The 24,888-nt window shown below is 69.8% G+C and carries 19 protein-coding genes; 8 read left to right on the top strand and 11 right to left on the bottom strand.

Features of this window, described 5'->3' with window-relative positions; all coding sequences use genetic code 11:
• Positions 1-59: 59 nt before the first annotated feature.
• The 3 genes from F0344_RS21595 to F0344_RS21585 form a co-directional block, all read right to left on the bottom strand.
• On the bottom strand, positions 60-1,931 hold the full coding sequence (locus F0344_RS21595; protein ID WP_185300369.1) for an outer membrane protein assembly factor BamB family protein: 1,872 nt from the start codon (positions 1,929-1,931) through the stop codon (positions 60-62).
• Positions 1,932-1,986: 55 nt separating this feature from the next.
• Positions 1,987-3,849 carry an outer membrane protein assembly factor BamB family protein gene (locus F0344_RS21590; protein WP_185302818.1) on the bottom strand — a complete coding sequence of 621 codons (1,863 nt, stop codon included), beginning with the start codon at positions 3,847-3,849 and terminating at the stop codon, positions 1,987-1,989.
• A gap of 277 nt (positions 3,850-4,126) precedes the next feature.
• Positions 4,127-5,944: an ABC-F family ATP-binding cassette domain-containing protein gene (locus tag F0344_RS21585; protein WP_185300368.1), complete on the bottom strand. Its 1,818-nt coding sequence runs from the start codon at positions 5,942-5,944 to the stop codon at positions 4,127-4,129.
• A 147-nt stretch (positions 5,945-6,091) separates the two neighbouring features.
• Here F0344_RS21585 and F0344_RS21580 point away from each other — a divergent pair, with 147 nt between their 5' ends.
• Positions 6,092-6,733: a lipoprotein gene (locus F0344_RS21580; protein ID WP_185300367.1), complete on the top strand. Its 642-nt coding sequence runs from the start codon at positions 6,092-6,094 to the stop codon at positions 6,731-6,733.
• Positions 6,734-6,823: 90 nt separating this feature from the next.
• Entirely contained in the window at positions 6,824-7,075 is a 252-nt protein-coding gene (locus tag F0344_RS21575; protein ID WP_185302817.1) for a type II toxin-antitoxin system Phd/YefM family antitoxin, read from the top strand.
• A 73-nt stretch (positions 7,076-7,148) separates the two neighbouring features.
• On the opposite strand, the gene F0344_RS21570 is transcribed toward F0344_RS21575, so the two are convergent.
• The 6 genes from F0344_RS21570 to rsmI all read right to left on the bottom strand — a co-directional run bounded on the left by F0344_RS21570 (position 7,149) and on the right by rsmI (position 12,872).
• On the bottom strand, positions 7,149-8,054 hold the full coding sequence (locus F0344_RS21570) for a 4-(cytidine 5'-diphospho)-2-C-methyl-D-erythritol kinase (protein ID WP_185300366.1): 906 nt from the start codon (positions 8,052-8,054) through the stop codon (positions 7,149-7,151).
• Positions 8,051-8,935 carry a 16S rRNA (adenine(1518)-N(6)/adenine(1519)-N(6))-dimethyltransferase RsmA gene (gene rsmA, locus F0344_RS21565; protein ID WP_185300365.1) on the bottom strand — a complete coding sequence of 295 codons (885 nt, stop codon included), beginning with the start codon at positions 8,933-8,935 and terminating at the stop codon, positions 8,051-8,053. The genes F0344_RS21570 and rsmA overlap by 4 nt, the downstream gene beginning before the upstream one ends.
• Positions 8,932-10,338: a ubiquitin-like domain-containing protein gene (locus F0344_RS21560; RefSeq protein ID WP_374940109.1), complete on the bottom strand. Its 1,407-nt coding sequence runs from the start codon at positions 10,336-10,338 to the stop codon at positions 8,932-8,934. The genes rsmA and F0344_RS21560 overlap by 4 nt, the downstream gene beginning before the upstream one ends.
• A gap of 137 nt (positions 10,339-10,475) precedes the next feature.
• On the bottom strand, positions 10,476-11,342 hold the full coding sequence (locus F0344_RS21555) for a TatD family hydrolase (protein ID WP_185300364.1): 867 nt from the start codon (positions 11,340-11,342) through the stop codon (positions 10,476-10,478).
• A gap of 33 nt (positions 11,343-11,375) precedes the next feature.
• Complete coding sequence (locus tag F0344_RS21550) at positions 11,376-11,816, bottom strand: hypothetical protein (RefSeq protein WP_185300363.1); 441 nt, start codon at positions 11,814-11,816, stop codon at positions 11,376-11,378.
• 165 nt (positions 11,817-11,981) lie between these two features.
• A complete protein-coding gene (gene rsmI, locus F0344_RS21545; RefSeq protein WP_185300362.1) occupies positions 11,982-12,872 on the bottom strand; it encodes a 16S rRNA (cytidine(1402)-2'-O)-methyltransferase in 891 nt (296 codons plus the stop codon).
• A 53-nt stretch (positions 12,873-12,925) separates the two neighbouring features.
• On the opposite strand from rsmI, the gene F0344_RS21540 reads away from it, so the two are divergent.
• The 3 genes from F0344_RS21540 (at position 12,926) to F0344_RS21530 (ending at position 17,023) form a co-directional block, all read left to right on the top strand.
• Positions 12,926-14,701, top strand: coding sequence for a dolichyl-phosphate-mannose--protein mannosyltransferase (locus F0344_RS21540; RefSeq protein ID WP_185300361.1), 1,776 nt, complete (start codon positions 12,926-12,928; stop codon positions 14,699-14,701).
• A gap of 106 nt (positions 14,702-14,807) precedes the next feature.
• Positions 14,808-16,442, top strand: a complete 1,635-nt coding sequence (locus F0344_RS21535; RefSeq protein WP_185300360.1) for a penicillin-binding transpeptidase domain-containing protein — start codon at positions 14,808-14,810, stop codon at positions 16,440-16,442.
• A 74-nt stretch (positions 16,443-16,516) separates the two neighbouring features.
• Complete coding sequence (locus tag F0344_RS21530) at positions 16,517-17,023, top strand: YbaK/EbsC family protein (RefSeq protein WP_185302815.1); 507 nt, start codon at positions 16,517-16,519, stop codon at positions 17,021-17,023.
• A gap of 251 nt (positions 17,024-17,274) precedes the next feature.
• On the opposite strand, the gene F0344_RS21525 is transcribed toward F0344_RS21530, so the two are convergent.
• Positions 17,275-18,621 carry a tetratricopeptide repeat protein gene (locus F0344_RS21525; protein WP_185300359.1) on the bottom strand — a complete coding sequence of 449 codons (1,347 nt, stop codon included), beginning with the start codon at positions 18,619-18,621 and terminating at the stop codon, positions 17,275-17,277.
• 980 nt (positions 18,622-19,601) lie between these two features.
• On the opposite strand from F0344_RS21525, the gene F0344_RS21520 reads away from it, so the two are divergent.
• Positions 19,602-20,045, top strand: coding sequence for a glycine-rich domain-containing protein (locus F0344_RS21520; protein ID WP_185300358.1), 444 nt, complete (start codon positions 19,602-19,604; stop codon positions 20,043-20,045).
• Between the two features lie 81 nt (positions 20,046-20,126).
• A complete protein-coding gene (locus tag F0344_RS36865; protein WP_185300357.1) occupies positions 20,127-20,960 on the top strand; it encodes a protein kinase domain-containing protein in 834 nt (277 codons plus the stop codon).
• 123 nt (positions 20,961-21,083) lie between these two features.
• Here F0344_RS36865 and F0344_RS21510 read toward each other — a convergent pair whose 3' ends face one another.
• Positions 21,084-23,717 carry an AMP-binding protein gene (locus tag F0344_RS21510; protein WP_258050038.1) on the bottom strand — a complete coding sequence of 878 codons (2,634 nt, stop codon included), beginning with the start codon at positions 23,715-23,717 and terminating at the stop codon, positions 21,084-21,086.
• 152 nt (positions 23,718-23,869) lie between these two features.
• Between F0344_RS21510 and F0344_RS21505 the strand changes: the two genes are divergently transcribed.
• On the top strand, positions 23,870-24,886 hold the full coding sequence (locus F0344_RS21505; protein WP_185300355.1) for an iron ABC transporter substrate-binding protein: 1,017 nt from the start codon (positions 23,870-23,872) through the stop codon (positions 24,884-24,886).
• The last annotated feature ends 2 nt before the right edge of the window (positions 24,887-24,888 follow it).

The raw sequence follows: 24,888 nt of genomic DNA, 5'->3' as shown, positions 1-24,888 counted from the left end.
CCGCTGTTGCTGTTGCGGCCGATCGGTACGGACCGATTGCGGAAGTTGTGCGTCCGGGGTCACCCCACGTTGAAGGCGACCGCCAGGTACTCCTTCTCGTCCAGCGAGCTGCCGCGCGGCTCACTGATCAGCACCTCGGACATGTACAGCCGGCCCTTGGAGTACAGCACCTCGGAGTGGTCCCCCGAGAACATGCTCTCCGCGTCACGGACCGCCTCGTCGCCCGGGTTCTCCATCAGCAGCGTCTCCTTGAAGGTGGCGCCGTCGATGGAGACGATCTGGCCGCCCTTGTCGTACGGGGGCTCCTTGTACGCGATGACGCTGGTGCCGTCCATGCGCAGCGGCTTCAGCGTGTAGCGGTCGCCCGCGTCCGCCTTGCCGCCGACGAGCTTGCCGGTCGTCAGGTCGAAGGCGACGATCTCGTTGGTGTCGCCGTACTCGCCACCGCCCTCGTGCTCCTCGGTCGGCACGTACAGCCTGTTGTTGCCGACGGCGAGATGCCGGCACGTCTCCACTTCGGTGGAAGCGCAGCGCGCCGCGTACTTGTCGGCGTCGGCCGAGATCCGGACGAGCAGTTTGCCGGTGGCAGCGTCGATCGAGAAGAAGTCCGAGATGCCACTGCCGTCACCGGCGGTGTCACCGACGTCGGCGGCCACGACGAGCGGCTTGGTCGAGACGATGCTCGCGTACTCGACACCGGCCGGCATCTTGTACGAGGAGACCGGGGCGCCCGTGGTCGGGTTCAGCGCCTGGACGGTCAGCTGCGGGTTGTCGTACGTACCGCACTTGCGGATCGTGGCCAGGGCCTCGCCGCCGCCGTAACCCATGTCGTAGCAACCGTCGGCGTCGGCCGTCGGCTTCCACAGCTCGGCGCCGGTCTCCAGGTTGAAGGCGGCGCCGCCGTCGGTGCCACCCGCGGCGACCGTGGTGCCGCTGAGGGTGATCTCGTCGAACGACAGCGGCTCGTCACCTCCGGTGGCGGCGGTGACCTGCTTGTTCCACTTCAGCGAGCCGGTGTCGAGGTCGAGCACCCCGACCTGGTTGCAGTCCTGGTACTTGGCCGTGTTGGTCCGCTTGCCCGGCTCGAAGGCGATGGCCGTCTTGAAGTCCTTGGTCATGTGCTTGGTGGCGGCACAGAGCTGACCGGGCAGCGGGATCGACCAGAGCTTCGTGCCCTTGACGGGGTCGTAGGCCACGACCTCGTGGATGCCGGTCTTCACGTACGCCTTGTCGGTGATCCAGGAGCCCGCGACCGTCGTGACGTCGGTGACCTTCGGCTTCGGCAGCTGGAAGCCGACGGCGGACTTGGTGTTCGCCGGCGCCTTCTCGTCGCCGCCGGCCAGTCCGCCGTCCTCGCCGCCCTTGTTCTCGCCGCCGCTCGTACCGGCCGATGACGCCTCGGTGCCCTGGCCGGAGTCGTCGTCACCGCTGGTGACGGAGTAGACGACTCCGGCGCCGATGATCAGCACCACGGCGGCCGCCGCCGCGACGATGATCTGCGTCTGGGTGGAGAACTTCTTCGCGTTCCCGGCGGGCCCGCCCGGGTACTGCGGCTGCATGGGCGCGGTCGGGTATCCGTACCCCTGCTGCGGGTGCATACCCGGCTGCCCCGGCGGCGGTCCCTGCGGCAAGCCGTAGCCGGCCTGCGCGGGGGGCGCTCCCGGCGGCGGGGTCTGCGGCGGGCCCTGGGGCGGGGCCTGGGGATAGCCGTAGCCCGGGTTCTGCGGCGGCATGCCCGGCTGCGGCGCCTGCGGGGTGCCGTAGCCGCCCGGAGTGGGGGCCTGCGGGGCCGGCGGTGCGGGCGGCGGCTGCTTGCTGAAGCCGTCGGCCGGCGGAGGGGTCTGAGCGCCGAACCCACCGGGCGGAGGGTCCTGCGGAGCACCGAATCCGCCTTGGGGCGGCTCGTTGGACGGCTGGGGCGGCTGGGTCATGGGGTGCTTACCTCTGGAGGAAGGGGACTGTGGGGTCGAGTGCCGTCGTGAACCGTCACTTGCCGAAGACCATCATGGTCTTCTGCTCCTTCTCCTCCTTGTCGTTGCTCGCGCTGATGCGCCCGCTGAGGATGAAGGAACGGCCGCCCGCGTAGGCGATCTTCGACGAGTAGAAGGTGCGCTCGATGGCCGTCGTCGACTCGGGGTGCTGGAGCACCACGGTGGGGGCGCCACCGGCCGGAGACAGCGTGGCGATGGCCCCGCCCTTGTCGTACGAGGCCTCCATGTGGAGCAGCACGTTGCCGCCCTCCATCCGCAGCGGCGTCATGACGCGCTCGGCGGGGGCCGCGGCCTTCCACTTGGGCTTGCCGGTGTTCAGGTTGAAGGCGACGACCTTGTTCGTACGGCCGGTGCCGCTGGAGTCCGCCTCGGTCGCCATGTAGAAGGTGTTGGCGTCGGCCGCGATGCCGGTGCACCCTTCGAGCTTCTCGCCGAAGATCGAGAAGCCTCCGCCACACCTGGGCGAGAACTTGTCCTCGGCGTCACCGGCCAGCTGGGAACGGAGCGTGCCGTTCTCCTTGATGGCGAGGATGGACCACTTCTTGTCCTTCCCCTTCACCGCCTGGGTCAGCGAGACGATCAGCGGGCTCACCGAGTAGACCTTGTCGATCTCCCAGCCCCGCGCGGGCTTGTACGTCCACTTGGCCTTGCCGGTGGCGGGGTCGATCTCCTGGATCTGGTGCTGCGGGTTCTCGATGTCGCCGGTGCGGCAGTTGCCGGCGGCGATCAGCTTGGGGCCGCCCGCGAAGGCGAACGGCTGGCAGTTGCCCGCCGGCTTGCCGAACAACTCCTTGCCGTCACTCACGCGGTAGCCGTTGGAGTTGCTCATGCGTCCGACGGTGACGGTGTCCCCGCTGATGGCCAGCCCGATGTCGGACATCAGGTCCCAGGTGCCGGTCTTCTTGACGGTCTTCTTCCAGCCGGGCTTGCCGGTGTTGAGGTCGATCATCTGGAGCAGCGCGCAGTCGGCACCGTCCTTGGTGCTGTCCTTCACACCGATGACGATCTTGCCGTCGGCGGTGGGCTGCGGAGGCGCCGCGCACAGATCGGCCGGCAGGGGCAGGGTCCACTTCTGCTTGCCGTCGGCGGCGGAATACCCGGAGACCGTGCGGTACATGCCCTTGACGACGGTGTCTCCGACGATCCAGGGGCCGTACACGTTCGCGCCGCTGCGGGGCAGGTCGACGCCGTTCGTCTGGAGCCAGAGGACCTTGGCCTCGCCCGGCTTGCGGCCGGCGTTCAGGTCGTCGTCGACCTCGCGGCCGTCGCCCGTGCCGTCGCCCTCGTCGACCGTGGGGGACGCGCTCGGCTTGGCGTCGGTGGTCTTCTTGGCGACGGGCTTCTTGTCGTCGTCGCCGCCGGCCGTAGCGAACACCACGCCACCGATGACGAGCAGCGCGGCCACCGCGGCGGCGATGATCACCGCGGGCTTGCCCTTGAAGGGGCTGCCGCCGCCGGGACCCGCCGGGCCACCGGGGGCGGGCGCACCGGGGTACTGCTGCTGCGGATAGCCGTAACCGGGCTGCGTCGGCTGACCGTACGGCCCCGGCTGCTGACCGTAGGGACCGGGCTGGCCGTAGGGTCCCGGCTGCTGACCGTACGGGCCGGGCTGCTGGGCGTACGGCCCGGTCGCCTGGCCTGGCGCCTGGCCCGGCGCCTGGCCCGGCGCCTGCGGATAGCCGTAGCCGGGCTCGCCCGGCGGCTGCTGCGGGGCGCCGGCCGGCATCTGCGGCGGCTGCGCGGGCGGCGGAGTCTGCGGGGGCTGCCCGTAGGGCGGCGGCTGAGGAGTTCCCTGCGGCGGCTCCTGCGGAGCCCCGAAGCCTCCCTGCGGCGGTTGCTGGCTGGGCGGCTGGGTCATCAGCACGTCCCCCTTCGTGGGGTGCGGTCCGGTGCCCGTTTCGGTCTCCCCCGCGTTTCCGCTGGGCTGATACCCCTTGGAAAGGAGCGAAACGGGCATGGCTTCCGCAGTGTTACGACAGTCGAGCGGGGCTTCTTTTTACCACCCGCACCGCTTCGAACACGGGGTCGGTCCACCCCCTGTTTCCAAGGGAGAACCGCCCCGTGATGCCCCCGTTACGCCTCGGCCGGACCTGAGAGCCCGTCAGTCGTCGTAGACGATCATCGACCTGGCCGTGTCAGGCGTCCTCGGCCAGTTCGAGCCAGCGCAGCTCCAGAACATCTCGCTCCGCGACCAGTTCACGCAGCTCCGCGTCGAGCTTCGCGACCTTCCCGAAGTCGGTGGAGTTGTCGGCGATCTGCGCGTGCAGGGTCGTTTCCCTCGTCGACATCTTCTCCAGCTGGCGCTCGACCTTCTGGAGCTCCTTCTTCGCGGCACGCGCGGCCTGCGGCGAAACGGCCTCGGCCGGGGGCGCCTTCACGCCGGGCGTCATGGAGTGGGAGGCCGGGGTGGCGGTCTCCTCCATCCGCAGCCTGCGCTCCAGGTACTCGTCGATGCCGCGCGGCAGCATCCGCAGCGCACGGTCGCCGAGCAGTGCCATCACCTTGTCGGTGGTCCGCTCGATGAAGAAGCGGTCGTGGGAGATCACGATCATCGACCCGGGCCAGCTGTCGAGGAGGTCCTCCAACTGCGTCAGGGTCTCGATGTCCAGGTCGTTGGTGGGCTCGTCGAGGAAGAGGACGTTGGGCTCGTCCATCAGCAGACGCAGGATCTGGAGCCTGCGGCGCTCACCACCGGACAGGTCGCCGACGGGCGTCCACTGCTTCTCCTTGGTGAAGCCGAACTGCTCGCAGAGCTGCCCCGCGGTCATCTCCCGGCCCTTGCCGAGGTCGACACGGTCGCGGATCTGCTGCACGGCCTCCAGCACCCGCAGGGTCGGGTTGAGCTCGGCGACCTCCTGCGAGAGGTAGGCGAGCTTCACCGTCTTGCCGACGACGACCTTGCCCGCGGCGGGCTGCACGTCGCCCTGTGTGCGGCACGCCTCGGCGAGCGCCCGCAGCAGCGAGGTCTTGCCCGCGCCGTTGACGCCGACCAGGCCGATCCGGTCGCCGGGGCCGAGCTGCCAGGTGAGGTGGGTGAGCAGCGTCTTGGGTCCGGCCTGGACGGTCACGTCCTCCAGCTCGAACACGGTCTTTCCGAGCCGGGCGTTGGCGAACTTCATCAGCGCGCTGGTGTCGCGCGGCGGCGGCACGTCGGCGATCAGCTCGTTGGCCGCCTCGATGCGGTAGCGCGGCTTGGACGTACGGGCGGGGGCACCGCGCCGCAGCCAGGCCAGCTCCTTGCGCATCAGGTTCTGCCGCTTGCCCTCCTCGGTGGCGGCGATCCGCTCCCGCTCGGCCCGCGCGAAGACGTAGTCGCTGTAGCCGCCCTCGTACTCGTGGACCGAACCGCGCTGGACGTCCCACATGCGCGTGCAGACCTGGTCGAGGAACCACCGGTCGTGAGTGACGCAGACCAGCGCCGAGCGCCGGGTCCGCAGATGACCGGCCAGCCAGGAGATGCCCTCGACGTCGAGGTGGTTGGTGGGCTCGTCGAGGACGATCAGGTCAGGCTCGCCGATGAGCAGCTTGGCGAGCGCGATACGGCGCCGCTCACCACCGGAGAGAGGGGCGATGACCGTGTCGAGGCCGTGCTCGAAGCCGGGGAGAGCGAGGCCGCCGAAGAGTCCGGTGAGCACGTCACGGATCTTGGCGCTGCCCGCCCACTCGTGGTCGGCGAGATCGCCGATGACCTCGTGGCGGATGGTCGCCGTGGGGTCGAGGGAGTCGTGCTGGGTGAGGACACCGAGGCGCAGCCCGCCGTTGTGGGTGACTCGGCCGGTGTCCGCGTCCTCCAGCTTGGCGAGCATCCGGATGAGGGTCGTCTTGCCGTCGCCGTTACGGCCGACCACACCGATCCGGTCGCCCTCGGACACCCCGAGGGATACACCGTCGAGCAGGGCACGGGTGCCGTACACCTTGCTGACCTGCTCGACATTGACCAGATTGACGGCCATTTCACTCCTGCCTGGGGGGTCCCTGCGTCGGGGACCGCTCGAAGTCCCAGGGTAGTCGCCGCCGGAGGTGCGATAGCGTGCGGCAATCGATCTTGGGAAGTCGTCCCAGGTCGGAGCGGTGCGGAACTTCTCAGGGGTGGGGACTTCATGAAGAAGCGGTACGCGGTACGGGCTGTGGCCCCGGCGGTCCTGACGGCGCTGGTCCTGACCGGCTGCGGGTCTCCGGACGGCGGTGCGGAGGCCGGCACGCCGTCGTCGCGGGAGACGAAGGACACCCCTGCCGGGAAGCCCGTCACCAAGGGCGGCACGCTCGGCGCCGCCGGTTCGGCCTGCCCGATGCCGGTCACCTTCGACTTCGCGGCGTCCTGGACGCCGGAGGCCGTCGAGGTGGACCCCGGCTCCGACTTCGCCGCGCTGGGCGAGCAGGGCCCGGTCAGGATGGTCTGCGAGATCGACGCCAAGCCGGCCGGGAACATCGGCTACCTCCGGGTGTGGGCCGGTGAACCGTCCGACAGTGAGCCGCGCGCGGTGCTGGAGGCGTTCCTCGCCGCCGACCCGACCGCCGGCAAGGCCGCGTACACCGCGTCGGAGGCCGGCTCCCTGACCGCCGCGGAGGTCACGTACACCGTGAGCAGCGAGCTGCAGGACGAGCCGAAGACCGAGCGCGCCTTCGCGGTCGCCACCCCGGACGGCCCGGTCGTGGTGCACCTGGGCGGACTCGACTCCGCCGAGCACCAGCGGATGCTGCCCGCGTACGAGCTGGCGAAGAAGACTTTGAAGCTCGGCTGAGGGCCCTGGTTCGCTTGTTCCACGACTCGACGCATGCGTACCTTTTCCTGTACGTACAGGATTCCGTACGTCCTGGATCGGGAGGCTGCCTTGTGGACCATGGCCTACACCGAATCGCGTGCCAAGTACGCAGAGACCCTGAGCGCTGTTGTCGATGACCGCGAAGAAGCCATAGTGACGCGCGCCGGCCACGAGCCCGTGGTGATCGTGGCGCTCGATGTGTACGAGTCCATGAAGGAGACGGCCTGCCTGTACCGCAGCCCCGAGAACGCGCGTCGCGTCCTGGCGGCGATCGACGATCTTGAGAACGGTGGCGGCACAGTCCAGGAGCTCGTCGATTGAAGCCCGTCCGGCACGAATCCGCCTGGACGGACTACGTGTGGCACGAGGTACGTATCGTCTCGTGCCGTTACCACTACGGCCGCTGAATCGTCGCCCCCGGTGCCGGGGACACCGCTGCCCGCGCGGTCCTGCACGTTCCCGAGGTGATCAGTGCCTCGGCCACCTTCCGCGCCGACTCCTCGTCCGCCACCAGGAACGCGGTGGTGGGGCCTGAACCCGAGACCAGGGCGGCCAGCGCGCCGGCGGCGGTGCCCGCGGCGAGGGTGTCGGCCAGTGAGGGGCGCAGGGAGAGTGCGGCGGCCTGGAGGTCGTTGCTCAGGGCGTCCGCGAGCGCGGTGGTGTCCCCGGCGCGCAGGGCGGCCAGGAGCGGGGCGGACGCGGTGGGCTCCGGGACGTCCGTACCCGTGGTGAGCCGGTCGAATTCGCCGTAGACCGCCGGGGTGGACAGCCCGCCGTCCGCGACGGCGAAGACCCAGTGGAAGCTGCCCCCGACCTCGATCGGGGTCAGCCGCTCGCCGCGTCCGACACCGAGTGCGGCCCCGCCGACCAGGCTGAACGGGACGTCGCTGCCCAGCTCGGCGCAGAGCGCGAGCAGTTCCTCGCGGGAGGCGCCCGTGGACCAGAGCGCGTCGCAGGCCAGCAGGGCGGCGGCGCCGTCGGCGCTGCCGCCCGCCATGCCGCCGGCCACGGGGATGTCCTTGGCGATGTGGAGGTGCACGTCGGGGGCGAGGCCGTAGCGCCCGGCCAGCGCCATCGCGGCACGGGCGGCGAGGTTCGTGGTGTCCAGCGGGACCTGCGCGGCGTCCGGGCCGGAGCAGGTGACCGTCAGCCCGTCGGCGGGGGTGACGGTGACCTCGTCGTACAGGCCGACGGCGAGGAAGACGTTGGCCAGGCCGTGGAAGCCGTCGGGGCGCGGGGCGCCCACGGCGAGCTGCGCGTTGACCTTGGCGGGGACGCGGACGGTGACACTGCGGGTCATGCGGACGGCTCCGGCGTGCTCTGCGGCTTGTTCTCGGCGATCGCGGCGAACTCCTCGACCGTCAGTGCCTCGCCGCGGGCCTGCGGCGAGACACCGGCCGCCACGAGCGCGGCCTCGGCGGCGGGCGCGGAACCCGCCCAGCCCGCCAGGGCGGCGCGCAGCGTCTTGCGGCGCTGCGCGAACGCGGCGTCGACGACCGCGAAGACCTCGGTACGGCTCGCGCTGGTCCTGACCGGCTCCGCGCGCCGCACCAGCGACACCAGCCCCGAGTCGACGTTCGGCGCGGGCCAGAAGACCTTGCGGCCGATGGACCCGGCGCGCTTGACGTCGGCGTACCAGTTGGCCTTGACCGACGGCACACCGTAGACCTTGTTGCCCGGCTTGGCTGCCAGCCGGTCGGCGACCTCGGCCTGCACCATCACCAGGGTCCGCTCGATGCTCGGGAAGCGCTCCAGCATGGTGAGCAGGACCGGCACGGCCACGTTGTACGGCAGGTTGGCCACCAGCGCGGTGGGCGGCGGGCCCGGCAGCTCGCGGACCAGCATGGCGTCGGAGTGGACGAGCGCGAACCGGTCGGCGCGCTCCGGCATCCGGGCCACGACCGTGGCCGGCAGCGCCCCCGCGAGCACGTCGTCGATCTCGACGGCGACGACCCTGTCCGCGGCCTCCAGCAGCGCCAGGGTCAGCGAACCCAGTCCGGGCCCCACCTCGACCACGACGTCGTCGGGGCGCACCTCGGCGGTGCGCACGATCCGGCGGACGGTGTTGGCGTCGATGACGAAGTTCTGACCGCGCTGCTTGGTGGGGCGTACGCCCAGTTTCGCTGCCAGGTCGCGGATGTCTGCGGGGCCCAGGAGGGCGTCGGGCTCAGTGCTGCTCACCCACTGAGCCTACTGCCGCAGTGCGGCCACGGACTCGCCCCCCGCTGCGCGTAGAGCTTCTTCGCCCGGTACGTCTGCTCGGAGGCGGGGGCGTCCTGGGGTCTTCCGGTGCCGCCGAGGGACTGCCAGGTCTGGGTGTCGAACTGGTAGAGCCCGCCGTACGTACCGCTGGGGTCGACGGCGTCCGCGCGGCCGCCGGACTCGCAGGCGGCGAGCCCGCTCCAGTTCAGGCCGTCGGCGCCCGCCACCGAGTCCGGGAGCTTCTTGGTCCCGACGCGCACGATCCGGCTGACCGGTTCGCGCAGGGTCTCCTCGCCGGTCCTGCGCGGTTTGTGCTTGACGCCGTTGACGGTGCGCAGGGCGTAGGTGACACGGCGGACGCCGTTGCGCCCGTTGCGTTCGACGACCTCCGTGCCGGCGGCCAGGGTGGCGTCGTCGCTGCGCTCGACCTTGTACGGGATGGTCTCCTCGCGCACTTCGCGGGAGTCGGTGACCCGCATGACGGAGATCGTCTGGCCGTCGCGCGGGAAGCTGTCGGGGGACACGGAGGTGGTGTCCTGGTTCCGCAGCGTGATACCGGCCTGGGCGACGGCCTCGCGGACGGTGGAGGCGTTGGTACGCAGAGTGCGTTCTCGGCCGTCGGCCATGAACGTCACGGTGCGTTCGGTGCGGATGTCGAGGGTCAGGCCGCTGCGGCCGATCCTGGAGGAGCGGGAGGCCGAGAGGTACGCCCCCTCGGCGCGTACCCCGAACTGGCGCAGGGCCTCGTCGACGGTCTCGGCGGTGGTCCACACCTGGCGGCGGTGGCCGTCGAGGGTGAGCGTGACGGGGCGCCCGTAGCGGACGACGACCTCGTCGCCACTGTCCAGTTCGGCTCCGGGGGCCGGGGCCACGAGGTCGTGTTCGCCGATGGCGACGCCCTCGTCCTTGAGGAGTTCACCGACGTCGTCGGCGAAGGTGTGCAGGGTGCGGGGCTTCCCGTCGACGCTCAGCCGGATGGCCTTGTCGTGGACGACGAACGCCGAGGTGCCGCCGGCCAGGAACGCGACGACCAGGGCCTGCGGAACGAATCTTCGCAGGCCCTCGGCGCCCGCGGTGCTCCGGGTGCTCTTGCGGCGCCTGGAGCCACGACCGGTGCCGGTCGCACGCCCGGTGCCGGTGGCACGTCCGCCACCGCCGCCGACGGTGGCCGCGCGACCGGTGGCGCCTTCGGTGCCTGCCGTCTGACGGGGCACCAGGGGGGTGTCGACCATGGTCGGGTCATGGACGGCCGTGCCGGCCCACGACGCGTCCACGAGCGTCGGCTCTTCGTGGAGGGAGACGGGGGGTGCGGCGGCGACCGGTGCGGCCGACGACCGACGACCGCCGCGCCCTGCACGGTGACTGCCCTGCGAATTGCTCACGACGCTCCAGAAGATCGGCCTTGCGATCCGAATGCGCGGGGACGATAGCGGAGGTCGGGTGACTCTCCAAAGCCTTCCGGCCGTCCAGCGTGTCCCCTCGCCCTCGACAGAGACTCGGATAATCGCTCAGGAACCGCTCAGTAGTCGAATGCGCGTGCCGTGTTGTCCGCGATCGCCGCTGCCAGGACGTCCTCGCCGACGCCCTTCACCTCGGCCATCGCGCGCAGCGTGACCGGGATGAGATAGGGCGCGTTGGGTCGTCCGCGGTACGGGGCGGGGGTCAGGAAGGGGGCGTCCGTCTCGACCAGGACCAGCTCCGTCGGCGCGACGGCCAGGGCGTCGCGCAGCGGCTGGGCGTTCTTGAAGGTGACGTTGCCCGCGAAGGACATGAAGTAGCCGGCGTCCGCGCAGATCCGGGCCATGTCGGCGTCGCCGGAGTAGCAGTGGAAGACGGTCCGCTCGGGGGCGCCGGCGTCGGCGAGGACGCGCAGGACGTCCGCGTGCGCCTCGCGGTCGTGGATGACGAGGGCCTTGCCGTGGCGTTTGGCGATCTCGATGTGGGCGCGGAAGGACTCCTCCTGGGCGGCCATGCCCTCGGGGCCCGTACGGAAGTGGTCGAGGCCCGTCTCGCCGACGCCGCGTACGTGGTCGAGGGCGGCCAGCGCGTCGATCTCGGCGAGCGCTTCGTCGAGCGCCGCCTTCCCGCCCGGCTCCCTGACGCCCTGGCGCGCGGTGCCCTGCGGGTCGCCGTGCACGATGCGGGGCGCCTCGTTGGGGTGAAGGGCGACGGACGCGTGCACGGCGGCGTGGGCCGCCGCGGTCTCGGCGGCCCAGCGCGAGCCCGCCACGTCGCAGCCGACCTGGACCACGGTCGTCACATTGACGGCGGCGGCCCTGGCCAGGGCCTCCTCGACGGTTCCGTCCTGCATGTCGAGGTGGGTGTGCGAATCGGCGACCGGCACCCGCAGGGGCTCGGGCAGTGGCGGGGCTTCCGTACGGCTCATGCCCACGATCGTACGAGGATCACGGGCAGCGGCTCACCTGCGGTGGAAGGGGTGCAGCAGGTGGGAGAAGCGCCAGTGGTGCTCCGGCTCGGTCGAGGAACCCGTCGACGGTCCCGGCGTGGACCCTGGCATGGACCCTGGCGTGGTCCCCGACGCGGACCCAGACGCGACCGACGCCGCGACCGGTGCGGGGGCCGACGCGGTCCTCTCGGGAGACTCGTTCTCGAGCAGATGCTGGACCGTCGACACCCGGCCGGCCCGCATGATCCTGACGACGTGCGCACCGCAGTTCGCGCAGGTCGGAGTGGACAGCGGGGAGGGCACGCGCTGCCCGTCCGCCTTGTAGACGACGAACTCGTGGCCGGAACCGTCGACGTGGTGCTCGATCTCGTACGCCTGTTCCCAGCCGTAACCACACCTCATGCAGGCGAACGCGTACGCCTCATGCACGGTGGTTGCTGCGATCTCGCTCATGCCTGCTCCTCTTGTCCGGCGGACAAGCACTCCGGGGAATGCGTCCCACCATCCAGTGGACGCCTTTCCCGGCGTGAGCGCACCAGGTCGAGCCGAGTATTTGAGCGGTCTTGGCCTCCTCGTGGCCAAGGGGCCCGGTACGCGACTCGGGCTTTACCTCTCAGATTAATGCTTGCCCTCGGCGGGGGCAGTTCGAGCCGCGTTCTTTGCCGCTACCACCGCATCGAACACCTCGCGCTTGGGAAGGCCCGCGTCGGCGGCGACGGCGGCGATGGCCTCCTTGCGGCGCTCCCCCGCCTCCTCGCGCACCTGCACCCTGCGCACCAGCTCCTCGGCGTCCAGGCCCTCGTCGCCGGAGGCCGTGGCGCCCTCGACGACGACGGTGATCTCGCCGCGTACGCCCTCGGCCGCCCAGACGGCGAGCTCCCCCAACGGGCCGCGCTTCACTTCCTCGTACGTCTTGGTCAGCTCGCGGCACACGGCCGCCCTGCGGTCCGCTCCGAACACCTCGGCCATCGCCGCGAGGGTGTCGTCGAGCCGGTGCGGGGCCTCGAAGAAGACCATCGTGCGGCGCTCGCCGGCGACCTCACGGAGCTTGCCGAGGCGTTCACCCGCCTTGCGCGGCAGGAAGCCCTCGAAGCAGAAACGGTCCACGGGCAGACCGGACAGCGCGAGCGCGGTCAGCACGGCCGAGGGTCCCGGAACGGCGGTGACCTTGATGTCCTTCTCCACGGCCGCGGCGACGAGCCGGTAGCCCGGGTCGGAGACGGACGGCATTCCGGCGTCGGTGACGAGCAGGACGCGGGCGCCTGCGGCCAGTGCCTCGACGAGTTCCGGCGTACGGGCCGTCTCGTTGCCCTCGAAGTAGGAGACGACACGCCCCGTGGTCCGGATCCCCAGCGCCTGGGTGAGACGGCGCAGCCGCCGGGTGTCCTCGGCGGCGACGATGTCGGCCGTCGACAACTCGGCGGCGAGTCGTGGCGGAGCGTCCGCCATGTCGCCGATGGGGGTTCCTGCGAGTACCAGCGTTCCAGTCGATCCAGTCACAGGAGCCATCCTCCCAGCACGGGCGGCACCCTTCGCACAGATGCGTTCCCTACGATGGCGCGGTGACGAGTACTGCACCCGAAGCGCGGCAGGGCCAGGACGCCGGGGAACCCTACGGTGCGCAGCCGCCTGCCTGGCAGCAGCGGCTGCGCCGCTTCGGCCACGTGCCCCGGCAGGAGACAGGGCTTCGTGAACGGCTGGTACCGCCGTACACACGTCCCGGACGCCGGTTCTGGGCGGTGCTCGGGGCGCCTCCGGCCCTGGCGGGCCGTCTGGTCCGCTGGTCCGCCTGGGGCGGACCGCTGCTGGTGGCGCTGGTCGCCGGGCTGCTGCGGTTCTGGAACCTCGGCAAGCCGGACGCGGTGATATTCGACGAGACGTACTACGCGAAGGACGCCTGGGCGCTCGTCAACCAGGGCTACGAGGGCGCCTGGCCCAAGGACATCGACAAGTCGATTCTCGCTGATCCTTCGAAGGTGCCGATCCCGGTGGATCCCGGCTATGTCGTCCATCCGCCGGTCGGCAAGTGGATCATCGGCGCCGGTGAGCAGCTCTTCGGCTTCACGCCGTTCGGCTGGCGCTTCATGGTGGCGGTGCTGGGCACGCTCTCCGTGCTGATGCTGTGCCGCATCGGCCGCAGACTGTTCCGCTCCACGTTCCTGGGCTGTCTGGCGGGGCTGCTGCTCGCCGTGGACGGACTGCACTTCGTGATGAGCCGCACCGCGCTGCTGGACCTGGTGCTGATGTTCTTCGTGCTCGCGGCCTTCGGATGCCTGGTGGCCGACCGGGACCGGGCGCGCCGCAGACTGGCGGACGCGCTGCCGGTCGACGCGGAGGGGGTCACGCGCCCCGACGCCCGGATCGCAAAGACGCTGCGACTGGGGTGGCGGCCGTGGCGGCTCGCGGCGGGCCTGATGCTGGGGCTCGCCTTCGGGACCAAGTGGAACGGTCTGTACATCCTGGCCGCGTTCGGTGTGATGGCGGTGCTGTGGGACGTGGGCGCGCGGCGCACGGCGGGTGCGGTGCAGCCGTACGTCGCCGTACTGCGCCGGGATCTGCTGCCCGCGTTCCTCTCCACGGTGCCGGTCGCGATCGGCACGTATCTCGTGACGTGGACGGGCTGGATCGTCACGGACAAGGGGTACTACCGGAACTGGGCGGCGACGGAGGGCAAGGGCGGCTCGTTCACCTGGCTGCCGGACTGGCTGCGCAGCCTGTGGCACTACGAGTACCAGGTGTACGAATTCCATGTCGGGCTGACGTCGGGGCACACGTACGAGTCCAATCCGTGGAGCTGGATCGTGCTCGGCCGCCCTGTCTCCTACTTCTACGAGGAGCAGGCGGGCTGCGCGGCGTCGGCGACCGGCAAGTGCGCGCGCGAGGTGCTGGCGATCGGCACTCCGATGCTGTGGTGGGCCTCGTGCTTCGCCCTGCTGTACGTGCTGTGGCGGTGGTTCTTCCGGCGTGACTGGCGGGCCGGCGCGATCGCGTGCGGGGTGGCGGCGGGCTGGGTGCCGTGGTTCTTCTACCAGGAGCGGACGATCTTCCTGTTCTACGCGGTCGTCTTCGTGCCGTTCCTGTGCCTGGCGGTCGCGATGATGACCGGCGCGCTGATCGGGCCCGCCGCGGAGGCCCGGACCGGGAAGGACCCGGAGGACCCTGGCCTGCCGGCCGGCGATCCGTCCGGAGAGCGCCGCCGGACGCTGGGGGCGGTGGCCGCGGGGATTCTGGTGCTGCTCATCGTGTGGAACTTCGTGTACTTCTGGCCGCTGTACACGGGCACGTCCCTCCCGGACACGTCCTGGCGGGACCGGATGTGGCTCGATACGTGGGTCTGATCCCGGTCCCATAACAGCCGCCCCGCCTGTCTCCGCTCTCCCGTAGAGTGCCGGAAAATCCCCCTTGAAAACGTTCAAGGGGGACTCCTGGGGAGGGGACCGCACGATGCGCAGTGGGGGAAAGGTCGCCGTCATAGGCGGCGTGTTCGCAGTGATGGCCGGCGGCGCCTTATACGGCGCGTACACCGTGGTCGGGGGCGGCAGCGAGGACGACGGGCTGAGAGCCACGGGCACCTCTTCGGAGGTGAAGACCGGGCCGCTCAGCGAGGCGGAGATAGCCGGGACCTCGAAGGATTTCCTGAAGGCGTGGGCAGCCGGTGACGCGACGGCCGCGTCCCTGCTCACCAACAACGAGGCAGGCGCCGCACAGCTGCTCACCGGCTACACCGAGGACGCCCATGTCACCAAGGCCGTGATCACTCCGGGTGCCGCGGTGGGCTCGAAGGTGCCGTACACGGTGAAGGCGACGGTGTCGTACGAGGGCACGTCGAAGACCCTGTCGTACGCCTCCGAACTGACCGTGGTGCGGGGTCTGACCAGCGGCAAGGCACTCGTCGACTGGGAGCCCACGGTGATCCACCCGCAGCTGACCGACGGGGCGACGCTGCGGACGGGCCAGGCGTCGACGCCGGAGATCGAGGCCGTCGACCGCAACGACAAGGTCCTCGACAAGGAGACGTACCCGTCGCTGGCGCCGGTGCTGGCCACGCTGCGGGAGAAGTACGGGGCGAAGAGCGGCGGCACGGCGGGCATCGAGACCTGGATCGAACCGGCCGGGGAGTCGGCGCCGAAGACGACGCTGCTGAACCTGACGAAGGGGAAGCCCGGCAAGCTCCGGACGACGATCGAGGCCGGGGCCCAGGCGGCGGCCGAGCGGGCGGTGATGCAGTTCGACCAGGCGTCGGTGGTGGCGGTGCAGCCCTCGACGGGCGCGATCAGCGCGGTCGCCAACAACCCGGTGACTGACTTCAACGCGGCGATGCAGGGCAAGCAGGCGCCCGGCTCCACGCTGAAGATCGTGACGGCGGCGCTGCTGATCGAGAAGGGTCTCGTCTCCGCGAACGCCCCGGTCGAATGCCCCAAGGACGTGCTGTACGAGGGAAACACCTTCCACAACCTGGACCACTTCCTCCTCCCGCCGACCGACACGTTCACGACGAGCTTCGCGCGCTCCTGCAACACGGCCTTCATCAAGAAGATCGACGAGGTGGCCGACGACTCGGCGCTCGGCAAGGAGGCACGGGACGTCTTCGGGATCGGCCTCGACTGGAAGACCGGCATCTTCTCGACCGACGGCAGCATTCCCGAGGCGGTCGGCGGCGAAGCCGCGGCGCAGTACATCGGCCAGGGCACGGTACAGATGAACGCCCTCAACATCGCGTCCATCACCGCCACCGCCCGCAACGGCACCTTCCGCCAGCCGGTCATCGTGCCGCAGTCCCTGGACGGCCGGCAGCTCGCCAAGGCGTCCCGCTCGCTCCCGGGCTACGTCACCGCGCAGCTCAACACGATGATGCGGGCGACGGCGACCTGGGGCACCGGCAAGGCCGCCATGGCCTCGGTCGGCGGCGACAAGGGCGCCAAGACGGGCTCGGCGGAGGTCGACGGACAGAGCGTGTCCAACAGCTGGTTCACCGGATTCAGCGACGACCTGGCCGCAGCCGCGGTCGTCCAGTCGGGCGGCCACGGCGGCGACGCGGCGGGCCCGGTGGTGGCGGCGGTCCTGCGCGCCGGGCGCTGAAGGCACGTCGTCACGGTGGCCCACACTCCGAAACCATGTCGCATGTGCCGTACACCGACCGCTGGCGTGCGGGGATGAGTACACCCGAGGCCACTCCGGCCACCCCGTCCGAGGCCCACCCGCGCTTCGCCGAGGCCCTGCGCGAACTGGGCCTGGAGGTCGAGGTCCGCCGCTTCCCCGAGGCCACCCGCACAGCGGCGGAAGCCGCCGCCGCGATCGGCTGTGAGCTCAGCGCGATCGTGAAGTCGCTCGTCTTCGAGGCCGACGGCGTACCGGTGCTCGTCCTCGTGGACGGTTCCTCCCGGGTGGACGTGGAGCTGGTGCGCCGCGAACTGTGCGCGGCGAAGGTCACCCGCCCCGGGGCCGACCTGGTCAGGGAGACGACCGGGTACGCGATCGGGGGCGTGCCGCCCTTCGGCCACCGTACGAAGACCCGGGTCCTCGCCGACCGCGGACTGCTCGACCACGCGGTGGTGTGGGCGGCGGCGGGCACCCCGTACACCGTCTTCCCCCTCGACCCGAAGACCCTGATCGGGCACGCGGGCGGCACCCTCGTGGATGTGCGCGAGCGGAGCGAGTGACACCGTTGGTCACGGTCGCGGTCCTGATCACCGCGGTCACGCACGCCAGAGCGTTTCGCACTTTTGGAGCTCATTGAGAAAGTTCGAATACGCTTCGCGGCGCGCTTGCCGACGCTGCATCCGGTGGGCCGACGCCGAGGCCATATACGCCGCCCTCCAGTGGCCACAGCTCCGACGGCGGCCCCCAGAATTGCGGCCACGCCCTGATCCACAATCCCCCAGATTGATTCCTTGTCTTCTGCCACCTCAGGCTATCGAGGAAGCAGTTCCGCTGGTGTAACCAACCGCGCCTTCTCGAAAAGGTCTCGGGCAGCGTGATTCCTGAGGTACGGCCTAATGCGGCTGTGCATGGTTTTGATCCGCTCATCTGCCCGACCGGATTGCAGACTCGGGTAGTCGTCCAGCGCGAGCGTCCAAGTCTGGCAGGCTGCCTCAAGGTGGCCCAGGTCGAGCTGACGCTCAGCGAGGGTGCAGCGGTGCCGGACGCGAGCGCGCCGATAGACGCTCTGGCGGATGTTGTCCGACTGCTGCATTGCCGCAATCGATCCGGCGACATCGCCCAACACAAAGCGCACTTGGCTCGTGTGGTAGAGCAATGAGGAAGGGTCGTACGAGCCGAAAGCCTTGGACTGGGACTCTGCCTTTTCCATGGCCACTTCGGCTTCGCGGAGGTATGCGCGGGCAGCCACTCGCGCCCCCGTCTGCGCTGCCGCATGGGCTTGCTGTCCGGCAAGGAACGCGCGCATTCGAGGGCCCGCTTTCGGTGAGGCAGCAGCAGCGGCATCCGCAAGCCTCATCGCCTCCGCGCCGTGCCCCATGTCGACGGCCTGAACGCTCATGCCCCGCAGCGTGGTGCAGAACGTCAGGTGATCCTCGGAAGCCCCGGCAAGCTCAAGCGCCTTGAGGTAATAGCGCTGGGCCAATCCGTGCAGCCCCTCGTCCACCGCCATGTATCCCGTGAGGTAGCAGAGGTCAGAGACGGCACCCATCATGGCCTTACGCACGTCGGCCGGCGCCTCTGCGCGTAGGTACGGGGCCGCTGTGTTCACGAGGAATGCCGCAGCCATGGGCCGCGCGGTCCGCCCGCCGAACTGGTCGTCGAGGTCAGAGATTCGCTCGGTCATGGCGGCGACGGTTTGAACGTCCGTCATCCCTATCCGCTGAACATGGCCTTTCTGAACGGCTTGCATTCGGCCGATGACATCGGGCCAGTTGGGAATTGTCAGCGCGACGGAGAACAGGCCGACCCCGAGAATGCTCCGACGGGATGGGTCCATGTCCTGCCTCCCCAGATCTAACAGCCCTTCCACCGTACTGGGGTGGTCGGCTTGCTGATCTCCGGCCGCCGGGGGGAGCCCTGCCTCGCCGGCCGTCACGGGGCGGCGCAACCTGCGGGCGAGGGCTTCCAAGATCAGCGGACGCACGTCCTCTCTCGGCTTGTGCCCCTTGAGCCACTGGTGCACCGATGGTTCTCGGTATCGGAGGGGGGTCCCACGTTCCGTCCCTAGCCGGTTGATCTCCTGCGCGAACTGACGCAGCGTCCAGCCGGTTTCCCGGTAAAGGCGCTCAAGCCCCTCGTTCGGTTCCGGCGTAGCCACTGGTCCTCAACTCCCCGCGCTGTGAAGCCGCTTAAAGCTCTTAAGTCCTGCCGCTGTCACAACGGTACCGCCGCCGGTAGCGGGACGGTTGCCTAGAGCGAGCAGAGATCACCACAAGGGACGAACGCCACAGCAAGGGGCCCGGAGCGATGGACGAGAGAGCTACCCCCGAGCGCGACGACGCGGCCTTACTCGCCGGCCTGATCGAGGCGGGTGGGTTCTGGCGGCTCGCGCCGGAATGGGTGCCCCGAGGTGGCTACATGGGCCCGTCGGCGCCGTTGTTGCTCATGGTGCGGGAGGGCCTCGAAAGACGGTTGCCCCATGAAACGGCCATGAAAGTCCGCGTGAGCACCCGCGAGTGTGGGAGCCGGGGGAAGTCGCCCGGGACGCGAGAACGGGTCGTGTGGGCCGCGTTATGGGCCACGAGGGGCCGCGCTACCAACTCCGTCCGCTGAATGGAGGCAAGGAATGGGAAGTCGACCCGTCGGCAATGCTTCCGACACAGCAGTCGGACGCGCTGCCTCCGGACGTCGCCGACGCGAATCGTCGCAGCCGGGAATACCGACTCCTGCTGTGAGGCGCCACCCCAAGCCGTACGGAAAGACCGGGCTGTGGGTTGGTATGCGGGTCTACGAGTCCACCCACGAAATGGTTGGCGTCATTGCCCACATCGCTCCGGGCGGTGTCGTCCACATGATCCGACCGACCGGATTTCGTTGGCAGGCGCCATGGACCCGTGTCCGTCCCGCAACGGAAGCCGAGCAGCGCCAACTCACCGCACTCTCAAAGCTCCATCGAAAGCGCTGCGCGGGGCTGCCTGAGTAGGACCGCCGACTGAGCTATCAGACCCACAAGTTCCGTTTTCTGCGTGCGAGTTCACAACGGCGGCTCCGGGCAGAGAGCGGGTACCACTCCCACCCGCCAACAGCGCGAGTGGGCGGCAAGTACAGCTCTCCAAACCAATCAGGAGGAAAGCAGCCATGACGGCTATCAGTAACGACCTTCGGACCGGCCGCGCGCTGGTCGATTCAGAACTTTTCGACAGCATCGCGGAATTCACCATGGTGCACTTCGGGTACGACAAGGAGAAGGCGGAACGCGCAACCGATCAGGCCATCACTTTCCTCGCCACGGTCGCCACGGCCACGGTGAAGATGGTTCCAAGCGACGACGTCGACGGCGCGCTTCACTCGTTCATCCTGCACACCGCTGACTACCGCGAGTTCTGCGAGAAGTACGCGGGCCGCTTCCTGGAACACAACCCGCGCCCCGGCGGTGGTGGTCGAGTGCCGGCCGAGGTGCAGGCGACCGCCCACGCGATCAAGGCCGCCGGCTTCATGGTCATGGACGACCTGTGGACCGTGAACGGCGAGAACGCGGCGCAGTGTGACTCCGACTGCGGGCGCGACTACCGCAATGTCTGACCGCCGGTAGTGTCCGGCCCGTGAAGTGCGTGGAGCCGATCTCCAACCCGGGGGTCGGCTCCGCCGTTGGAAGGTGAACTCATGAATTCCGATGGACCGTACGAGCCGCCCGAGGGTGCACTGAATTCCCTCAACCCCGGCCCTTTGAGCCTCGTTCTCAACCGGCGCGGATCCACTGTGTGGGAGGTGAAAACAGAGCTTGGCCCCTACGCCGTGAAAGTTGGCTACGCCAGTAGGACTCACGCCTGGACGGCTCTTGCGCCTGCCCGAGAAGCCGCCATTCTCCGGCAGTTGAGCCGTGAGCGGATTCTCAGCGGGGAATGGGAGCGAGGCACGTGGAGCGCTCAGCCATGGCGGAAGGGCGACAGCCTATACGAGCTGTGGGAACCGCATCGGTTCGAGAATGCGTCGACGGCGCCGGACGTCGGCGAGGCCCTTTCGTGTGCCGTCGCCCTCGCTGCGCTGCATGAAAAGGGGTGGGTGCACGGGGATGTTCAACCCGCCCATTTCATCCTCGGACGGACGGCCGAATCATTCTTGATTGATCTCGCCCTCGCCCGGGGCGGGGCAGTTCCCCGAGGATATGACTTCCCGTACCGGGGGTGTCTCGTCCACTACGAGGCGCCGGAAATCTCGGCGAGCGTCCTGGAATCCGGCACGGCGACGCCAACGCGTGAGGCGGACGTCTACGCGCTCGGGGCTTCACTGTTCATCAGCGCGACCGGGTGGCGGCACGTCGACTATCCGGACGACGCGTCCCGCGAGGATCAGCGGCGAGCCATCGTGGCGGGCCCTCACCGCCCCGTGGACGTGCCCGGAGTGCTGGGCTCCCTCATCCCCCACATGCTCAGTCGTTCGCCCACTGACCGGCCGTCGAGCGCCGAGGTGTGCGAGACCCTGAGCGCTGCCCTGTAGGGCCTCTGCGCCCCGCCCACGCGGTCTCAACGGCCCTGCGGGCGGGGCTCTCTGAGTTCATGCCCGCAGGGCATGGCCCTCTGCCGTGTTCGTGTGGTGAGTCCTCAATGTTCGGACATGCACTCAAGGACCAACCCGGCCCTCGCAGCGAGCCGTCCGGCGGGCACGGCTCCGCCGGCGGAAGGCGCGTGCCGTGCGGTTCACCGACGCGCCATAGGCAATGCCGACGGCCAGGGAGGCCAGCAGGCCCACGACCGGTGAGTCGAAGTGCGGGTAGATCATGAAGTGCGTCAGGTAGATGTAGAGGGAGGCTCCGGCCAGCACGCCCGCGATCCGGTTGACCAGCGGAAGGCTCGGGATGCTGGGGACCCAGACGAGCAGCGCGAGCCCGATGATGACCAGGATCTCCCGCTGGGTCTGCGCGCCCGGGAAGAGGTCGTGGACGGTCGCCGCGACGGCGGCCGTGACCAGCAGCCGCCGTGGGATGTCCGTGGCCCTCGCCGCCGCCCACCCCAGGGCGATGAGCCAGAAGACTCCCACCGGCTTGAGGAAATGGGCGGCGATGTCCAGGCCGAACAGTTCGTACCGCGTGACCAGTCCGACGCCCGCCAGCGCCATGGGCAGGGCGAACGGGAAACGCCGCTCGGCCCGGTGGACCGCCGGGACGGCCAGCAGCGCGGCCGCCACCAGAAGGAAGTAGACCAGGGATTCGAGGAACCAGAAGTGGAAGGTCGTCCGGTCCCCGAACGGCCCCATCACCGAACTCACGAGGAACGCGTGGGGGACGTGGTACTCACCGAAGACGAACAGGGCCGCGGTGATCCACACGACGCTCGGGACCACGACCCGCAGGGTGCTGCGCCAGATGTTCCTGACGCGTACGCGCCGCGGGGCGTCGGTGAGCAGGAAGCGGGCGAAGTTGAAGCCCGCCACCCCCAGCAGCGTGTGCGCCCCGCCCTGCACCAGGAACAGCGGTATGTGCCCCGCCACGATCAGGATGATCGAGACCGCACGCAGCAGCACACCGGTCTCGAGGGCGTGCAGGGCACGGGCGCGCCGCGGCTTGGACGCCGCCGTCATACGCGTCAGCTCACCGACGGGCAGGACGTGCCAGCCCTGGGGCAGTTGGCCGAGGGCTTCCTCCAGGCGGATCGACATCTCCACGTAGCCCAGAGAGTCCCCACCCAGCGAGACGAAACTGCTGTCCTCGGTCACGTCGCCGCGGGGGATGTCGAGGATCTCGGCGTACAGCGCGAGCAGGTCCGCAGGTTCGCTGCGCCCTCCTGCGGACGCCACGGCGGCAGGCGCCGGAGTGGTGGAGGTGCCGGTGACCGGGCCCTCCCGGCCCGCGGCGCGCCGCAGCGCCTCGTGGTCCGGCTTCCCGGTGGCCAGCCGCGGCAGCTCCGGCAGGAACAGCACCCGCACCGACCGCGTCGGCAACGCACACTCCTCGGCCACCAGGCGGCGTATCCGGCGGGCTCGTACGTCCTCGTCCTGCCCGGCCGCCCCGTCCTCTGCTGCCTCCCCGGCCGCCGCGACGGTCCCGACGAGCAGTTCGTCGTCGCCCCCCACGCAGTACGCCGCGACCCCTTGTCGCGCGAGGAGCTCCTCGACCCGCTGCGGGTCGATCCGCACCCCGAGGATCTTGGCGAACCGGCTGCGCCGGCCCACGACTTCGTACAGTCCTTCGGGCGTACGCCGGGCGAGGTCCCCCGTGCGCAGCTCCTGCACGGTACGGCCGAGGCTCAGGTCCGCGGGCGAATCGGCGTAGCCCAGCATGACGTTGGAACCGCAATAGACGAGCTCCCCGGTGCCGGGAGGCAGCGTCCCGGCGGTCTCGTCCTCGACCGGGTCTATCCGGAAGGAACCGCCGGGGACGGGTACACCGATGGTCTGCGGGTGAGTGAGGGCCAGGTCCGGCGGGAGGTAGGCCATCCGCGCGGTGGCCTCTGTCTGGCCGTACATCACGAACAGGTCCCAGCCACCTCGCCGGCCCAGTTCCGCGTAGCGCCGGACCTTCTCGGGAGCCAGCCGTCCGCCCGCCTGCGTCACGTACCGCAGATGCGGCAGATCCATGTCCGCGAAGCCGACGCGGTCGAGCAGTTCGAAGGTGTAGGGGACCGCGGCGAGGGACGAGCCGCGTGCGGTGCGGAAGAGGTCCCAGAAGCACGTGTCGGCGACGGAGAGCCCGGTGAGGATCAGGCCCGCACCGCTCATCAGATGACTGTTGACGACGGAGAGGCCGTAGCAGTAGTGCATCGGCAGGGTGGTCGCGGCCCGGTCCGTCTCCCGGATGCCGAGATACGAGGCGATGGCTGCCGCGTTGCTCTGCAGGTTCTCCCGCGAGAGGCGGACGAGTTTGGGAGAACCGGTTGAACCGGACGTGCTCAGCAGGAGCGCGAGATCCGGATGGAAGGTGTGATTGCTCACCTTCCGCCGCTCGTCCATGGTCCACCGCCCGTCCGCCGCGGGCCGGACCACGACATCGGGGTCGTAGGCGGCGGTCAGTGACCGTACGGCCTCCTCGCTGCTGCCGGGGACGAGCAGCAGCGGGTGGCCCGCAGACAGGGCGGCCAGGTAGTGGACGAGCGCCTGTGGGCTGTTGGCCCCGGCCAGGAGCACCAGGCGGGGCCGGCTGCCCAGGCGGCGGGCGGTGTCCTCGACCTGCGCGGCCAGTTCGCGGTACGTCAGCTCGCCGTCGGGCGTGATCAGCGCCGGCCGGTCCCCGTGCACCGTCAGGTTTCTGACAAAAGGCACAAACCCCGTGGATGCGGGCGAGAGCGGGGGAGGTTGCACGGTTGCTGCCTTCTTCGACGGCGAAGGGGTGCGCCTGAATGGGGAACGGGCTTTTAGGTTAGCTTTACCTTATTCATAGGCAAGGTCGGAAGACCCCTCAGGAAGGCCCTCGTATGCGTAGCCCGCTGACTCGCCCGCTCGCAGCGATAGCTGCCGCGGCCCTCTTCGTCCCCGTCCTCACCGGCTGCGGCAGCGACGCGGGGGACGGCGACGCGCTCGTCATCTACTCCGGCCGGAACGAGAAGCTGGTCAAGCCGCTCCTGGAGAAGCTGGAGAAGGCCATCGGAACCGAGGTCGACGTCCGCTACGGCGACAGCGCGGAGCTGGCGGCGCAGATCCTGGAGGAGGGCGACAAGACCAAGGCCGACCTCTTCTTCTCCCAGGACGCCGGAGCCCTCGGCGCACTCTCCAAGGACGGCCTGCTGGCCGAGCTGCCGAAGGGAACGCTGAACAAGGTGGACGCGGCCTACCGCGGCAGCACGGGCGACTGGACCGGCGTCTCCGGGCGCTCCCGGGTCATCGCCTACAACCCGGACCGGACGGACGCGGCGCCGGACAGCGTGCACGACGTCGTCACGTCCGAGTGGAAGGGCAAGGTCGGCTACGCCCCGACCAACGCCTCGTTCCAGGCCTTCGTCACCGGCATGCGCGTACTCGAGGGCGACGACGCCACCCGGGAGTGGCTGAAGGGCCTCAAGGAGGTCGGCAAGCCGTACGACAACAACCTGCGCGTCCTGGACGCCGTGGAGTCCGGCGAGGTCACCCTCGGCCTGATCAACCACTACTACTGGTACGAGCGGGCGGCGGAGAAGGGCGCGGACAAGCTCACCGCCAAGCTGCACTTCCTGCCCGGCGGCGACGCCGGCGCCCTGGTCAACGTGGCCGGAGCGGGCGTACTCAAGAGCAGCGACCAGAGCGGGCCGGCTACCGAGGCCGTCGACTTCCTCCTCTCCAAGGAGGCCCAGCACTACTTCGCCGACGAAACCAAGGAGTACCCGCTGATCAACGGCGTCAGCCCGAGTGGGGGCGTCCCCGCGATGGACACCCTCCAGGCCCCGAAGATCGACCTGGGCGAGCTCGACTCCCTGCAGGAGACGCTTGCCATGCTGCAGGCCGTCGGGCTGGTCTGACC

Source organism: Streptomyces finlayi, assembly GCF_014216315.1.
GTDB classification, from domain to species: domain Bacteria; phylum Actinomycetota; class Actinomycetes; order Streptomycetales; family Streptomycetaceae; genus Streptomyces; species Streptomyces finlayi_A.
This window is presented reverse-complemented; position numbering and strand designations above follow the sequence as displayed.